The following is a 13,656-nucleotide window of genomic DNA, read 5'->3' as shown; positions in this document are numbered from 1 at the left end:
CGGTGGCGGCCATCGCCGCCGTGGCGAGCACTGCGGCGGCGATGGTGGCGCCGGCCGGCAGCAGGGCCGTACGCGGCGGCGGCCACCCCGTGTCGGGGCCCGCGCTGACGATCAGATACCAGCAGGCCATCACCAAGGGGGCGGCGAGGGCGACGGCCGCGGCGGTGCGGCGGGCCTGGGCCATGGTCAGTTCGTGCTGGCAGGCGGGCGCGACCTCCTCGACGGTCCCGAACCCGCGGATCGCCTCGCGGGCGGCCCGCTCCGCGGCCATGCCCGCTGCGACGTGCGCCGCCGCGGCGTCGGCCAGGCCGTCGCGCATCTCGGCGACCATCCGCGCCTTGGCCCGGGCCGGCCCGTGCAGGACGGCCGACAGCTCCGCGACGTGGGCGTCGATGGGGTCGGCCTGCCTGCTGAGGGCGGTCACGAGGCGGTCCGGGGTGCAGCAGAGGGGTTGAGGACCGAGCCGATCGCGGCCGTGAACTCCTGCCATGCCGTGCGCTCGGTCGCCAGGCCGCGCCGGCCCGCCTCAGTGAGCCGGTAGCAGCGCCGCCGCCGGTCGCCGACCGACTCCCAGCTGCTGGCGAGCAGCCCGATCCGCTCCAGCCGGTTCAGCGCCGGATAGATCGTGCCCGTGCGCAGTTCGAGCGCGCCGCCGCTGCGCTGCTGGACCGCGGTGATGATCGCGTATCCGTGCAGCGGTCCCGGTTCCAGCACGGCCAGCAACAGCCCGTCCAGGTGCCCTCGCACCGCATCCGCCCTCATAGGTAGACAGCCTACCTACCTGCGTCGCGGATGGTGTATCAATGTTGGAAGCAAATCTATTGGCAGCCAACATATCCATACCTGGAGGGCCACCGTGGCCGCATTCCTGCTGTCCGTGCACGTCATCGCGGCGATCCTGACGATCGGGCCGATCGCCGTCGCCGCGTCCCTGTTCCCCCGCTACGCGCGCCAGGCCGCACCCACCGGCGGCGCCGAACCCGACGAACGCGCCGCCGGGGTCGCCGCGCTGCTGCACCGGATCTGCCGCGGCTACGCCGTCGTGGGCATCACCGTCCCCGTCTTCGGCCTCGCCACGGGCGCGCAGCTCGGCGTCCTCACCGACGCCTGGCTGCTCGTGTCGATCCTGCTGACCGCCGTCGCCGCCGGCATCCTCGCGCTGGCGATCCTGCCCCACCAGCAGCGCATGCTCGCACCGCCCGAGGAGGCCGCAGAAAGCGACGCCCTTCGCCGCGGGGCGGCCCGCCTCAGCGGGCTCACCGGGGCGTTCAACCTCCTCTGGGCGATCGTCGTCGTCCTCATGATCGTCCGCCCCGGCTCCACGACGGGGGTATGAGCCCGTGCGCGCGCTCCGGGCGGCCGCCGCAATCGAGGCCGCCTCCCTCGTGGTCCTGCTGGCCAACCTCCTCACCGTGCACGCCCCGGCGGTCTCCTCCCTCACCGGCCCGATCCACGGCACCGCCTACCTGGCCGTCATCGCGACCACCCTGGCGGCCGCCCCGTCCCGCGCCGCCCGCTGGTGCGCCCTCATCCCCGGGATCGGCGGGCTGATCGCCCTCAACCTGGCCCGCCGGTGAGCGGGCATCGGGACGCCGGTTCAGTCGTCGAGTGCCGCGGTGATCGCCGCGGTGGCGTGCAGGCGGGTCGTGGGGAACACCGGGACCGGGCTGTCCTCCGGGCGGATCAGCAGCTCGATCTCGGTGCAGCCGAGGATCACGCCCTGCGCGCCGTGCGCCACGAGATCCCCGATCACCTCGCGATAGGCCGCGCGTGACTCCTCCTTGACGATGCCCAGGCACAGCTCCTCGTAGATCACCCGGTGCACCAGCGCCCGCCCGTCGGCGCCGGGAACGAGAACATCGAGCCCGTGCCGGGCCAGCCGCCCGCGGTAGAAGTCCTGCTCCATCGTGAACGCGGTCCCCAGGAGCCCGACCCTGCCCAGCCCCGCCGCTGTGACGGCCTGCGCGGTGGCGTCGGCCAGATGCAGCAGCGGGACCGAGACCGCGGACGCCACCGTGTCCGCGACCTTGTGCATCGTGTTGGTGCAGATCACCACCAGATCCGCCCCGGCCGCCTCCACCGCCCGCGCCGCGTCGGCCAGTACCTCGCCCGCCTCCGCCCAGCGCCCTTCGACCTGCAAGCGCTCGATCTCGGCGAAGTCGACCGAGTACAGCACGCACTTCGCCGAGTGCAGCCCACCCAGCCGCTCGCGCGTCAGCTCATTCAACAGCCGGTAGTACTCGGCCGTGGACTCCCAGCTCATGCCGCCGATCAATCCGATGGTTCTCATCCGCCCACTGTCACACACGCCCAAGCGCGGCCCGAACGGCGGTCGACGGTCTGCGGTGGCCGGGCCGACGGATGAGGGCGATGCCGTAGGCGGTGATCCAGGCGACCCACAGGAGCCAGCCGGTGAGGCCGAGGAGGCCGAATGGGCCGCCGTGTTCGGTCACCAACGGGGTGAGTGTGGCCGAGGTGAACATCAGGGTGGCCGACAGCAGGCCGAGGGCGAAGTGCCAGGTGGTGATGAGGCCGGAGCGGCGTCCGCCGGTCGAGAGGCCGACGAGGGCGATGGCCAGGAAGGTGCCGTTGAGGGTGAACAGTGCGTCGTGCAGCGCCCACAGCCCGGCGGTCGTGGCTCCGTCGTCGGGGGCCGTGGATGTGAGGGCGAGCCGCAGCGCGATGATCGCCGCGAAGGCGGAGTTCTGCATCACCAGCCCGGCGAAGCCCAGCAGCGACCACGCCTCTCCGCGGTCGCTCTCGGACCGGCGGACCGCGGCCACCGCGCCGGCGCCGAACAGCGTGGCCAGGACCCAGGCAGCGGGGGTGAGCGCGGAGGAGACGCCGATGATGTCCCCGCGCGTCCCGAAGAAGGCGGTGACGTCAGCGGGGGTGGCGCCGGAGTGGGGCAGCCCCGCGGGCACGGCGATGACGTTGGCGAGCACGATCAGGGCGGCGAAGCCGAGGGCGGCGATACCGCAGACCCGGGAGAAGGGCATGGCGGCCGCGGCCACCGAACCTCTTTCTGTTTTACGTGGCATATATTGAATATATCGAACGGAACGAGAGGTTCGGGAACGGCCATGAACGACGCAACAGGCAAGCGCCGCTACGACTCGCTGCGCCGCACCGCGCAGGCGCAGGAGACGCGGGCCGAGATCGCCCGCGCCGCCCGCGGGCTCTTCGTCGCCCAGGGGTGGGCGGCCACGACCGTGCGCGACGTGGCGCGCACAGCAGGCGTGTCCGTGCCGACGGTGTACTCGGCGTACGGGAGCAAGACCGGGCTCGCCCTCGCGCTGGCCGACTCCGCCGACCTGTCGGCCGGCATCCCGCGGATGCTCGCCGAGCTGGATCAGGCCGAGGCCGACCCTCCGCGGCAGCTCGCGGCGATGGCCGCCTACGACCGGCGCCTCTACGAGCACGCGGGCGACGTCATCACCCTGGTGCGCGAAGCGGGGCGCACCGAGCCCGAGCTGGCGACCGCCTACTCCGACGCCCGCCGCCGCGGCGACCAGACCCGCATCCAGGTCTTCTCCGCCTGGCCGGCCGGCACCCTGCGGCCGGGCATGGACGTGCGCGAGGCGGTCGACGTCTATGCGGCGCTGTGCAACATCGACGTCTACACCACCCTCACCGCCGAGCGCGGCTGGCCGCCCGGCCGGGTCGAGCAGTGGTGGAACGGGGCCCTCGTCCGCGAACTCCTCGGCTGAGAGGGGCGGTAGGCCGGCCGGCGCGGGCGCGCCGGCCGGCCTGGGCGGAGCGCCGTCCCGCATCCGCCCGGATGGCTCAGCCCTGGACGGGCCGGGCCATCGGTCCTTCGCCCAGCTCGGCCTGGGCCGCCGCGATGACGGCGGCCGGGTCCTCGGCGGGGCGCAGGCCGCAGGTCTCCTCCAGCCAGGACACGAGCTTCCCGCGATTGGGGGCCGGTTCGCAGGCGCGCAGGTCGACGCCGGCCGCGTCGCACCGGATATCCGCGTCGGTGAGGCCGGCGATGAGCTGCAAGAACTCCCGCATGTTCCGGGCGACGACACCGACGCCCGCCGTCGCTCCCAGCGCCACGACGGGCAGTTCGGCCGGGTCGGCGCGGTCGTCGCAGCGCCACACGGCGTAGTAGGTGTCGCGTTCGTTGGTGGAGGCGAACGGCGCCAGATCCCCGGTGAGCCCGGGGTTGTCCACCTTCCCGCGCTCGCCGTAGGCGTCGAGCAGCCAGAAGCCGTTCGCGAATCCGCCGTACACCAGGTTGTCGAACCTCGCGAGGAGGTTCAGTTCGTGGACCGGTGACCAGACCGCATCCGGGATGCGCGGGTGGATCCAGACGGCCCACTCCCGCGCCAACTCGGCCTCGGCCGCGTCGACGATCTCCGCCCAGTCGTCGGCGGGCGTGAGGCCGAACATCTGCTCCAGCCAGGCGAGGTAGAGGCGGTTGTCCACCGGCTCGTCGTCATCGTCGTCATCGCCGCCGCGCAGGCCGAAGGACCCCCAGTCGATGTCGGGTTCGTGGTCGGTGGGCAGCGACGCGAGCAGGCGGAGGAACTCCCGGAAGTCCCGGGCGACGAGGTGCACGCCGCCCTCGTCGCCCATCGCGACGACCGGCAGCGTCGCCAGGTCGGCGCGGTCGTCCTTGCGCCAGATGTCGTACGTCGACCCGCTGCCGTTGGCCTGGGCGAAGTTGATCAGCCCTTCCACGTGCTCTGCGCCGTAGTTGTACATCTCGAAGCCGTTGGCGAAGAAGTCGTCGTGGGTGTCGTAGAACTCCTTGAGGAGGTTGAGCTCGGGCATGGGGGAGAAGGCGTCCGTCATGGGACCTCCGCGGGTGATCACTTCGGCAGGGTGCAGCGGACGCTAGCACCCGGGGACGACGCCCTGCCTCCCGGGCGTCGCACCGGGTCGAACTGGAATGCGGCCTCAGTCGGTGACGGCGCCGGCCGTGATGTTGAGCGACGTGCCGGTCATCGACCGGGCAAGGTCGGAGGCCGCGAAGACGGCCGCGTTGCCCACATCGGCGAACGTCGCCGCCCGCTTGAGCATCGTCTTGCCCACGATCATGTCGGTGATGGCCTCGCGGCCGGAGAAGTCCTCGGGCAGCCCCTCGGTGATCCCGCCGGTGTGCAGCGCCAGGACCCGCACCCCGTAGGCCCCCAGCTCCGCCGCCAGCTGACGCCGCAGGACGTCGACCGCGCCGAGCGCGACCTGGAGGCCGCCGATGGAGTAGTCGCGGATCGGCTCGCCGCCGCCGTCGCCCCCGAAGGTGAGGATGACGCCCGACCGCTGCCGGACCATGTGCCGGGCTGCGGCCCGCGTGGTGAGGAACGTCGAGCGGGTCGCGATGCGGACCGGCCGCTCGAAGTCCTCCAGCGACATCTCGGCCAGCGGAGTGCCCTGGGCGTCGGCGATGTCGATGACGTTGACGGAGATGTCGACGCCGCCCGACTCGGCCGCGACCGCGTCGGCGTGCGCATCGACCGCGGCCTCGTCCAGGGCGTCGAGGACGGCGGTCTCGGCGCGCCCGCCCTCGCCCCGGATACGGTCGGCGAGGCCGTCGAGCGTCGCGCGGGTCCGGCCCACGAGGTGGACCTTCGCGCCCTCGCGGGCGAAGGCGGTGGACAGCGCGGTGCCGACCTGGCCGGCGGCCCCGTAGACGATGGCGTTCTTGGCTTCGAGCAACACGGTGGATGTCCTTCCGGTCGGTCAGGTCCGGGCCGCGGCGGCCAGGCGGGTGAGCAGGTCGTTCCACAGCGGGCGATGCCATGCGGCGACGGCGTCGGCGCGGGGGCCGTAGAGGCGTCCGGTCACGTTGACGGAGAGGGTGGCGGCGTCCATGGGAAAGGCGGAGACGGCGAACAGCGCGGGGCAGGGCCGCTCCGCGCGCAGCAGGGCGAAGGCGGGCCCGAGGTGGTCGATCACCCCGCTCAGGGGCGGCGCGTCCTGCGGGGTGCGAAACGCCATGCCCGCGGTGCGGCCGGTCAGCCCCAGCGCTTCGTGTACGGCGGCGCTCACCTCGGCGCGGGCCCGGGGCGGTGCGCCGACGGGCACCGTGAGGTCGAGGCGGGCCGCGGGCCGGCCGGGGAAGTGGGCGGCGTAGGAGCGCAGGACCCGCAGCGCCATCCCCCACCCGGTGCCGGTGTCCTCGGCGATGTCGTCCCAGCCCTCGCCCTCGGCGTAGAGGCTGCTGACCACGCGCACCACGCAGCTGCCCTGCTCGCGGGCCTCTATGAGGAACTCCGTCGCGATCGCGGGGGCCGGCGCGGCCGCGCGCTCCTCGTAGGCGAAGCGGTGCGGCGGCTCCCAGCCGGTGACCGTGGCCGATGCGTCGGGGCCGAAGGGTTCCCGGTGGATGTGCACGGCGCCGCCGACGCGGGGTTCGATGTCGGCGGGGAAGGACCAGGCCGCGCTGCCGGATGAGGTGGTGATCGCCTGCCAGACCTCGCCGGGGGTGGCGGGGATCTCCACTTCGGAGCGGGTGACGTGCGCGTGCGCGTGCGGGTCGCCGTCGTCGCTCATGCGCCGGCGTCCTTGGGGCGGGGGTGGACGGCGACGAGGAGGCGCTGCCACCTGCCGTCCGGTGCGTCCTCGTCGTGGTACTTGGCCGCGAGGCGGGCGGCGGCGGTGGCGAGTTCGTCGGCGAATGCGGCGCGGTCCTGCGGATTCGCGAAGCGGATCTCGGTGTCCAGCGCGAAGACGGGCAGGGGCCGTCCCGCGCGGGCGGCGCGCCGGGCGAGCGCGCCGACCTCGCGGACGGCCCGGGCGGCGAGCGCGATCAGGTAGGCGGCCGAGAGCCGGTTGCCGTCGCGCGCCGGGGCGGGCCGGGCGCCGAGCGGTTCGGGCGCCACGACGTATCCGGCGGCGGTGGCCACGAGCAGCCGCTCGGTGAGCCCGCCCCAGGTGCGGGTCTCGGCCACCTCCACCAGGCCGTGCGCTTCCAGTTGGCGCAGGTGGTAGTTGACCTTCTGCCGCGTGAGCCCCACCTGCGCCGCGAGCGTCGCGGCGGAGGCGGGCCGGTGCAGCTCGGCGAGCAGCCGGGCGCGCACCGGGTCCAGCGCCGCGACGGCGGCGGCGGGGTCGGCGATCACTTCGATGTCCTGCATGCCCCCAGCAAATCTTTGACAAATGAATTTGTCAAGCGATTCCGGTCAGGTCGCCCCGTGTCCGCGCGCCCCGAAAGCCCGGCAGTGGGAACCGATCGCAGGCGGCCCGTGCCCGTTGGACCGGAGCGCGAACGGCGCGGTCAACGGGGAGAGGCGGCGATCCGCACACGGTCGCTTTCGCCATCGGAGAGGAACGACGCCAGTGCCCGCCCCTCCTCGGCCACATCGGCGCGGTCGGCCCGGGAGAGACCGCGCAGCGGGGTGACGGACACGGCGTCGGCGTCGACGTCCCAGGTCGCGGCTACCCGGCCGTCGACCAGCACGACGCGCTCGCCGGCGACCGACAGGCCGCGGTGGGCGTCGTCGACGATCCGCCCGCGGTCGTGGTAGCCGAGGAGCGCGTTGTCGAACGCCGGCAGGAACCGCACCGGGGCGGGGGTGCCGGGGTCGGGGCGAGGGGCGTCGGGCAGGTCCAGCAGTTCGCGCCCGCGCTCGTCGCGGAAGGCCACCAGCTCTCCGCGCATGGCGGCCACCGCGGCCGGCAGCCCGGCCAGGCCGGACCAGGCGCGCAGATCGGCCGTCGCCGCCGGGCCGAACGCGGCCAGGTAGCGCCGTACCAGCACCTCGCCGACCGGATCGGCGCCCTCAGGAGCGGGCGGGTCGGCCGCGCGCCCCAGCCACGACGCGAGCGGCAGGTAGCGTACCCCCGCTCTCGCGCGCCACAGCCCCCTCGGTGGCAGCTGCACCATCGGGATCAGGGCGGCGACCAGCACCTCACCCAGCGCCCGGGGCCCCGGGTCCGGCCAGTGATCGGCCACCGCCCGCGCGAGCTCGGGCATCGAGCGGGGCTCGCCGTCGGCCAGCACCGCCCGGCCCGCCGCCGCGAGCTCGCCGAGGTCCACCCCGGCCAGCTCGCGGCGGTAGACCCCGAGCACGCGCTGGCGCAGCATGGCGTCATGGCGGGACCGCCAGGCCACGGCGTCGTCGGCGGTGAGCAGGTGGACGGTGCGGCGCATGAGGTGGGTCCGCACCACACGCCGCCCGGTCATCAGGGCGTCGAGTGCGGCCGGGTCGAACGCGTGCAGCCGCGACCAGAGCCCGGTGAACGGCTCCTGCGGCTCCTGGGCTTGCAGGCCGCACAGGTGGGAGACGGCGTCGAAGACCGGCATATCGGCGCGCTCGAGCAGCAGCTGCCGGGCGAGCGTCGCGCGGTTGAGCGCGCGGGTCGTGAGTACGGGCATCGGTTCACCTGTCGTGCGTTCGGTCGGGGTCGGGGCATCGGCCGGGTCCACTGTGGGCGGGCGGGGGGCACGCTCCCGCCCGCCCATGGCGGGGTGTGCTACGCGTTGTATTCACTGACGACGTCGAGGTCGCCGCCGAAGACGGACCGGTAGAACTCCAGCGCCGCGCGCGCGTCGCCGCGGAAGTTGAGGTGGGTCGTGGTGGTGACGGACACGATCGCTCCTTGGGTGGACGTGCTGCCTGGTGCGCGACCACGGTCGCAGCGGTAGCGGCCAGGTTCTGTCCTCTTCTTCCGCTTCCGCCAGGATGCGGAACGTGCAGAGGACCTCGGCACGACTGCTGGCCCTGCCGTCCCTCCTCCAAGCGCGCCGGGACAGACCGGGAACGCTGCCGGCCGAGCGGCTGGACGTCAGCCCGCGCACCGTGCGCCGCGGCGTCGACCGCCTGCGCGAACTCGGCTATCCCATCGTGACCGCCAAAGGCCCGGACGGGGGCTACGCCCGGCAGCGGGCGGGCCACCCGCCGCGCCGCGCCCGGTCCGATGTCCGATCGCGGGCCGTCTCCGTCACCGGACCGGGCGGGACCCGCAGGACCGGGGACGGTCAGCCCGCCGTGGCGATCCCCGTGCGCCGGGCCCGCAGGACGGTGTCGCGGACGTGGTGCGTGCCCGCGGGCGGGGGAGCGGTCCGCGGGCGGGTCTCGTCGATCAGGACGGTCCACTCCTCATCGAGGAGCCCGGCGATCTCCGCGGGCCGGTAGTAGTCGCGCGGATCGACGCCGAGCTCGTGGACCGGCGGCAGATCCGCGAGGTCATGGCCGACGAACAGGAAGGTCCCGCCCGGCGCGACGGCGGCGAGCAGGCCGCGCAGCGCCGCGTGGTCCGGCCGACGCGGAAGCGGGAAGTATTCGGCGTTCACCAGGTCGAACGCTCCGGCCGGGGGCGGAGCCGTGGTCAGGTCGGCGTGCGTCCAGACCACGCGGCCGGCCACGTCCGCTCCCGCGGAGGCGGCCCGCTCCAGGGCGACCCGCGAGATGTCGGCCGCGGTGACCCGCCAGCCGCGCCGGGCCAGCCACAGGGCGTCGGCGCCTTCACCGCACCCCACGTCGAGCGCGCGCCCCGGCGAGACGCCGGCGACTTCGGTGACCAGCACCCCATTCGGGTTGCCGCTGAAGTACCGCTCGCGGCTGCCGTACTTGTCATCCCAGTACTGTGCGTCCATGGTCCCTGCCTCGGGTGATGGGGGTGGGTGCGGTCAGATGCCGTGGCGCCGGTCGCCCATGACCCGTTCGCACAGGCGGGCCTCGGCCTCCCGGGAGAAGGGGTCGCGCCGGGCCTGCACGGCGCGGCGGGTGTCGTCGGCGATGAGGTCGCCGTTGATCGCCATCGCCGCGGTGGAGCCGGACGCGGCCGATGCCAGGACGTTCGCCGTGAGGTCGGCGAGGTTGCCCGCCACCCAGACCCCCGGGACCGACGTCAGGCCGGTGGCGTCGGCGGTGATGTAGGCCCCGATGCCGCGCGGGTGCGGGGTGGGCTCCACACCGAGCGCGGCCAGCACCTCGGCGCGCGGGACCGCACGTGGTGCCACCGCCAGGGCGTCCAGGGGGATGGTTTCGCCGGTGTGCAGGCGGACACCGGCGAGACGGTCGCCGGCGGTCTCCAGGCCGGCCGCTTCGCCCTCGACGACCGCGATGCCGCGCGCGGCCAGCTGCTCGCGCTCCTCGCCGGCGGGGGCGGGGCCGGTGTGGGTCAGCAGGGTGAGGTCGCCGGTCCACTGGCGGAAGTGCAGCGCCTGGTGCACGCTCATCGGGCCGGTGGCCAGGACGCCGATCGGCCGGTCGCGGACCTCCCAGCCGTGGCAGTAGGGGCAGTGCAGCACGTCGCGCCCCCACCGCGCCGCCAGGCCGGGGACATCGGGCAGTTCGTCGGTGATCCCGCCGGCCACCAGCAGCCGCCGCGCCCACACGGTGCTCCCGGTGTCGAGCCCGACCGCGAACCCGCCGCCCTGCCGTGACGCCGACAGCGCCCGGCCGGTGACGAACGCGCCCCCATAGGCGGACACCTCCCGCCGCCCCGCCTCCAGCAGGTCGCCCGGCGCGGCCCCGTCGCGGGAGAGGAAACCGTGCATGTGCGCCGCCGGCGCGTTGCGGGGCTCACCGCTGTCGACCACCAGCACCGACCGCCGGGCCCGGCCCAGCACGAGCGCACCGCTCAAACCCGCCGGCCCGCCGCCGACGACCACCACGTCATACCGAATACCGTCTCGGGTCATATCGACCACCTCCGGCACCCAACCTGCCGCCACCCGCCGCCGAACGACAAAATTCTTTGCGGAAACAGCAAAATGCGGGCACAGTGGCGGTATGAGCGATGACTTCGACGCCGTGCTGTCCGCGGTCGGACCGCGCCTGCGCGAGCTGCGCCGCCGCAGCGGCGCCACCCTGAGCGCACTGTCGGAGACCACCGGCATCCCGGTCAGCACGCTGTCCCGCCTGGAGTCGGGCCACCGCAAACCCGGCCTGGAACTCCTGCTCCCCCTGGCCAAGGCCTACCAGGTGCCGCTCGACGAACTCGTGGGCGCCCCGGCCAGCGGCGATCCGCGGGTCTATGCCCGCCCCATCACGCACAACGGCATGACCGTCATCCCGCTCACCCGCAAACCCGGCGGGCTCCAGGCGCGCAAGCACGTCCTGCGGCCCGGCCCCCAGGACCTCGAACCCGACCCCCGCTCACACGAGGGCTACCACTGGCTCTACGTCCTCAACGGGCGGCTGCGCCTGGTGCTCGGCGACCACGACCTCGTCCTGGCCGCGGGCGAGGTCGCCGAGTTCGACACCCACCTGCCGCACTGGTTCGGCAACGCCGACGCACACCCGGTCGAGTTCCTGAGCATCTTGGGCCCGCAGGGCGAACGGTTCCACACCAGGGCCCGCTACCGGCCCTCCTGACGGCCCGGTCCGGGGCCGCCCACCGGTGGGCACGGGAAAGGGCGAGCGGCGCGGCGGCACGAAAAAACCGTCCATCGAGGACGGACGGTCGCGGGTGAGAAGGGGGAGGGCTCCGGCGACTCCCCTCCACTCTCAACGTATAGCGCACCCCGGGGCTTGCGGCAAGACCCCGGTCGTGGCGCACAATCGTCGATCGTGACCAGGACCCACGACAGAAAAGACCACGTGAACCACCCCGCCACCAGCGCGTTCGACCTCCCCGGCCACCTCAGTGCCAAAGCCGACCCGGAACTGATCGCCGCCGACGACGCCCACTTCGCGGCCATCGACGAGAGCCTCCGCCACTCGATCGCCGACCTGTCCGGCCGCCTCGACGCCCGCCGCGCGTCCCCCGGCGGCAAGGGCCGGGAGGCGCTCGACCGCGACCTGGACGTCCACCGGATGACCGGCCGCCTGCGCGCCCTGCGCCGCTTCGGTCTGGACCTGTGCCTGGGGCGCATCGTCGCCGCCGACGACCCCGAGCCCGTCTACATCGGACGCCTCGGCCTCACCGACAGCGACGGGCGCCGGCTGCTGCTCGACTGGCGTTCCCCCGCGGCCGAGCCGTTCTTCGCCGCCACCCACGCCAACCCCATGGGCCTGACCAGCCGCCGCAGATACCGCTGGACCCGCGGCCGGATCGGCGACTACTGGGACGAGGTGTTCACCGAGGACGGATTCGACGGGCACGCCGCCCTCGACGACCAGTCCGCCTTCATCGCCAGCCTGGGCGCCGACCGGTCGGCCCGGATGCGCGACGTGCTCGGCACCATCCAGGCCGACCAGGACGCCATCATCCGCGCGGGCTCCAGCGGTGCACTGGTCGTCGACGGCGGCCCGGGGACGGGCAAGACCGTCGTCGCCCTGCACCGCACCGCCCACCTCCTCTACTCCGACCCCCGCCTGGGCCACCGCGGCGGCGGGGTGCTGTTCGTCGGCCCCCACCAGCCCTACCTGGCCTACGTCGCCGACGTCCTGCCCAGCCTCGGCGAGGAGGGCGTGCAGACCTCCACCCTGCGCGACCTCGTCCCCGAAGGGGCCGCCGCGGCGGCCGAGGCCGACCCCGAGGTCGCCCGCCTGAAGTCATCGGCGGACCTGGTGAAGGCGGTCGAGGCGGCCGTCAGGTTCTACGAGCAGCCGCCCACCAGGGCGATGACGGTCACCACCGACCTGTTCGACGTCCGGCTGAGCGCCGGCGACTGGGCCGAGGCGTTCGACGCCGTGGAACCGGGCACCCCGCACAACGAGGCACGCGACCAGATCCTGGCGGAGCTGGCCGCGATCCTGGCGGACCGGCACGACGATGACGACGTCTCGCCCGACCTGCTGCGCAGGTCGCTGCTGCGCGACACGGAGCTGATGACGGCCCTGCACCGCGCCTGGCCGCTGCTCGAACCGACCGACATCATCGGAGACCTCTGGACGGTCCCCGCCTACCTGCGCAAATGCGCCCCCTGGCTCCAGATCGACGAGATCCGGGCGCTCCAGCGCTCCGACCCCCACGCCTGGACGGTGTCCGACCTGCCGCTCCTGGACGCGGCCCGCCGCCGGCTCGGCGACCCCGGGGCCGCGCGCCGCAAGCGCCGCTACGACGCCTCCGCCGCGGCCGAACGCGAGCGCATGGCCGGCGTCATCGACGACCTGCTCCAGGCCGACGACGACGGTGAAGGCGCGGTGACGATGCTGCGCGGACGCGACCTCCAGGACAGCCTCGTCGACGAGGCCGCACTCCCCGGCGCCGGCCCCGACGCCCTCGCCGGCCCGTTCGCGCACATCGTCGTCGACGAGGCCCAGGAACTGACCGACGCGGAGTGGCAGATGCTGCTGCAACGCTGCCCGTCGCGGAGCTTCACCATCGTCGGCGACCGCGCCCAGGCCCGGCACGGGTTCACCGAGTCGTGGCGGGACCGGCTCGAACGGGCCGGGTTCGACCGGATCGGCCTGGCCTCCCTGAGCATCAACTACCGGACGCCGCAGGAGGTCATGGCGGAGGCCGAGCCCGTCATCCGCGCCTCGCTGCCCGACGCCAACGTGCCGGCCTCCATCCGCAGCAGCGGCATCCCCGTCGCACACGGGTCCGTCGCGGACCTGAGCGCGGTCCTCGACGGCTGGCTCGCCGGGCACGCCGAGGGGATCGCCTGCGTCATCGGCGACCCCGCGTTCCCGGCGACGTCGCGCGTGCGGTCGCTGACCCCCGAGTTGGCGAAGGGGCTGGAGTTCGATCTCGTCGTGCTCGTCGACCCGGAGAGGTTCGGCGCGGGGATCGAAGGGGCGGTCGACCGCTACGTGGCGATGACCCGGGCGACCCAGGGGCTGGTCATCCTGACCAGCCCCTGAAGCCGGC

General features: G+C 73.9%; 16 protein-coding genes and 1 pseudogene. 6 read left to right on the top strand and 11 right to left on the bottom strand.

What is annotated here, in order from left to right; genetic code table 11:
* Both ACFOVU_RS17040 and ACFOVU_RS17035 read right to left on the bottom strand, forming a co-directional pair.
* On the bottom strand, positions 1–424 hold a 424-nt coding region (locus tag ACFOVU_RS17040), incomplete at its 3' end, for a permease prefix domain 1-containing protein (RefSeq protein WP_378534747.1).
* The gene (locus ACFOVU_RS17035; protein WP_378534745.1) at positions 421–762 is read right to left on the bottom strand and encodes a PadR family transcriptional regulator; all 342 of its coding nucleotides are present in this window, start codon (positions 760–762) and stop codon (positions 421–423) included. The genes ACFOVU_RS17035 and ACFOVU_RS17040, both read right to left, overlap by 4 nt.
* A gap of 94 nt (positions 763–856) precedes the next feature.
* Between ACFOVU_RS17035 and ACFOVU_RS17030 the strand changes: the two genes are divergently transcribed.
* On the top strand, positions 857–1,336 hold the full coding sequence (locus ACFOVU_RS17030) for a hypothetical protein (protein WP_378534743.1): 480 nt from the start codon (positions 857–859) through the stop codon (positions 1,334–1,336).
* A gap of 4 nt (positions 1,337–1,340) precedes the next feature.
* Positions 1,341–1,577: a DUF3817 domain-containing protein gene (locus ACFOVU_RS17025; RefSeq protein ID WP_378534741.1), complete on the top strand. Its 237-nt coding sequence runs from the start codon at positions 1,341–1,343 to the stop codon at positions 1,575–1,577.
* 20 nt (positions 1,578–1,597) lie between these two features.
* Here ACFOVU_RS17025 and ACFOVU_RS17020 read toward each other — a convergent pair whose 3' ends face one another.
* Both ACFOVU_RS17020 and ACFOVU_RS17015 read right to left on the bottom strand, forming a co-directional pair.
* On the bottom strand, positions 1,598–2,290 hold the full coding sequence (locus ACFOVU_RS17020; protein WP_378534739.1) for an aspartate/glutamate racemase family protein: 693 nt from the start codon (positions 2,288–2,290) through the stop codon (positions 1,598–1,600).
* A gap of 10 nt (positions 2,291–2,300) precedes the next feature.
* On the bottom strand, positions 2,301–3,041 hold the full coding sequence (locus ACFOVU_RS17015) for a hypothetical protein (protein WP_378534737.1): 741 nt from the start codon (positions 3,039–3,041) through the stop codon (positions 2,301–2,303).
* Positions 3,042–3,083: 42 nt separating this feature from the next.
* Here ACFOVU_RS17015 and ACFOVU_RS17010 point away from each other — a divergent pair, with 42 nt between their 5' ends.
* A complete protein-coding gene (locus ACFOVU_RS17010; RefSeq protein ID WP_378534735.1) occupies positions 3,084–3,710 on the top strand; it encodes a TetR/AcrR family transcriptional regulator in 627 nt (208 codons plus the stop codon).
* A gap of 76 nt (positions 3,711–3,786) precedes the next feature.
* Here the strand turns inward: ACFOVU_RS17010 and ACFOVU_RS17005 are convergent, their stop codons facing one another.
* The 5 genes from ACFOVU_RS17005 to ACFOVU_RS16985 all read right to left on the bottom strand — a co-directional run bounded on the left by ACFOVU_RS17005 (position 3,787) and on the right by ACFOVU_RS16985 (position 8,326).
* Positions 3,787–4,800, bottom strand: coding sequence for a hypothetical protein (locus ACFOVU_RS17005; RefSeq protein WP_378534733.1), 1,014 nt, complete (start codon positions 4,798–4,800; stop codon positions 3,787–3,789).
* Positions 4,801–4,905: 105 nt separating this feature from the next.
* A complete protein-coding gene (locus ACFOVU_RS17000; RefSeq protein ID WP_378534731.1) occupies positions 4,906–5,667 on the bottom strand; it encodes an SDR family NAD(P)-dependent oxidoreductase in 762 nt (253 codons plus the stop codon).
* 21 nt (positions 5,668–5,688) lie between these two features.
* The gene (locus tag ACFOVU_RS16995; RefSeq protein WP_378534729.1) at positions 5,689–6,501 is read right to left on the bottom strand and encodes an SRPBCC family protein; all 813 of its coding nucleotides are present in this window, start codon (positions 6,499–6,501) and stop codon (positions 5,689–5,691) included.
* Positions 6,498–7,085 (bottom strand): ArsR/SmtB family transcription factor, encoded by a 588-nt coding sequence (locus tag ACFOVU_RS16990; protein ID WP_378534727.1) that lies wholly within the window; start codon positions 7,083–7,085, stop codon positions 6,498–6,500. Before ACFOVU_RS16990 ends, ACFOVU_RS16995 begins: the two co-directional genes overlap by 4 nt.
* Positions 7,086–7,225: 140 nt before the next feature.
* Positions 7,226–8,326 carry a winged helix DNA-binding domain-containing protein gene (locus tag ACFOVU_RS16985; protein WP_378534726.1) on the bottom strand — a complete coding sequence of 367 codons (1,101 nt, stop codon included), beginning with the start codon at positions 8,324–8,326 and terminating at the stop codon, positions 7,226–7,228.
* Between the two features lie 307 nt (positions 8,327–8,633).
* On the opposite strand from ACFOVU_RS16985, the pseudogene ACFOVU_RS16980 reads away from it, so the two are divergent.
* A pseudogene (locus tag ACFOVU_RS16980) lies at positions 8,634–8,796 on the top strand (HTH domain-containing protein); the annotation flags it as partial.
* Between the two features lie 133 nt (positions 8,797–8,929).
* Here ACFOVU_RS16980 and ACFOVU_RS16975 read toward each other — a convergent pair.
* A complete protein-coding gene (locus ACFOVU_RS16975; RefSeq protein WP_378534724.1) occupies positions 8,930–9,547 on the bottom strand; it encodes a class I SAM-dependent methyltransferase in 618 nt (205 codons plus the stop codon).
* Positions 9,548–9,580: 33 nt separating this feature from the next.
* Positions 9,581–10,597, bottom strand: coding sequence for an NAD(P)/FAD-dependent oxidoreductase (locus tag ACFOVU_RS16970; protein WP_378534722.1), 1,017 nt, complete (start codon positions 10,595–10,597; stop codon positions 9,581–9,583).
* Positions 10,598–10,688: 91 nt separating this feature from the next.
* On the opposite strand from ACFOVU_RS16970, the gene ACFOVU_RS16965 reads away from it, so the two are divergent.
* Entirely contained in the window at positions 10,689–11,273 is a 585-nt protein-coding gene (locus tag ACFOVU_RS16965) for a helix-turn-helix domain-containing protein (protein WP_378534720.1), read from the top strand.
* A 195-nt stretch (positions 11,274–11,468) separates the two neighbouring features.
* Positions 11,469–13,649, top strand: coding sequence for an RNA polymerase recycling motor ATPase HelR (helR, locus tag ACFOVU_RS16960; RefSeq protein ID WP_378534718.1), 2,181 nt, complete (start codon positions 11,469–11,471; stop codon positions 13,647–13,649).
* The last annotated feature ends 7 nt before the right edge of the window (positions 13,650–13,656 follow it).

It is taken from the genome of Nocardiopsis sediminis (genome assembly GCF_042650565.1).
GTDB lineage: Bacteria > Actinomycetota > Actinomycetes > Streptosporangiales > Streptosporangiaceae > Nocardiopsis_B > Nocardiopsis_B sediminis.
The sequence above is the reverse complement of the archived record's forward strand: the minus strand, read 5'-3'. Positions and strand labels throughout refer to the sequence as shown.